This is a genomic window from Nocardia tenerifensis NBRC 101015 (genome assembly GCF_000308715.1).
Taxonomy (GTDB): domain Bacteria; phylum Actinomycetota; class Actinomycetes; order Mycobacteriales; family Mycobacteriaceae; genus Nocardia; species Nocardia tenerifensis.
In genome coordinates this window covers 1-722 of sequence record NZ_BAGH01000330.1, presented here as the reverse complement: position 1 = coordinate 722, position 722 = coordinate 1, and the positions used below count along the sequence as shown (strand labels likewise).

At 71.9% G+C, this 722-nt stretch carries 1 protein-coding gene; it reads right to left on the bottom strand.

Features of this window, described 5'->3' with window-relative positions; genetic code table 11:
• Positions 1-681: hypothetical protein (locus ON39_RS26325; RefSeq protein ID WP_040738440.1), on the bottom strand; the 681-nt coding region annotated here is incomplete at its 3' end.
• Positions 682-722: the final 41 nt, after the last annotated feature.

Sequence of the window (722 nt, the reverse complement as noted above, 5' to 3'; positions counted from 1 at the left end):
GCCGGGGGCGATCAGCCCGGGGGAATTGGTGTTCGACGGCTGCGGATGCAGCGCGGGCTGGTCCGGAACCATGAAGGTGCCCACGGTCGGCGTCATCACGCAGTGCGCGAACGGGTAGTCGATGATGCCCCACATCGAGGCGATGACCGTGCCGGGCCCGCTGTTCACCGTCTTGGACAGCGACGGGAGGCCGTACTCGGTGAGATCGTCGAGCGGGTCGATGCCGCTGGCGCCGTTGTTGATGTTCACCCAGGCCACGACGAGGCCGGAGGCCAGCGGCGTGCCGGGGTGCGCCGGGGTCGCGCTGAACCGCAGGGCGCCCGGCGCGACATTGAGGTCCTGGCTGGTGCCGGTTCCGTCGGTGGTCGCGGCGGCGATGATCGTGGTGACCGGGCCGAGGCTGCCGCAGCCGAACGTGGGCGCGGCGTAGGCGAACGGGGTGAAGGCGCTCGTGACGTGGCGCAGGCCGTTGATGTCGGCGAGCTCGGTGTACTGACGCAGTGCGCCGACCCCCGCCTGCACGGCCGGATCGGGGCCCGCGGCCTCGGTGAGGTGGGTGAGCCCGGCGTCGAGCGGGGACGGTTCGGGGTCGGCGGCGGCCGGGCCACCCATCGTCAGCGCCGCGCTGATGCCGAGAGCTGTCACGGCCGTGGCGGCGCGTGCGATGGTCCTGCCGTTCACTCGAACTCCTCGATACACGAATCTCGGGGCCCCAACCCACG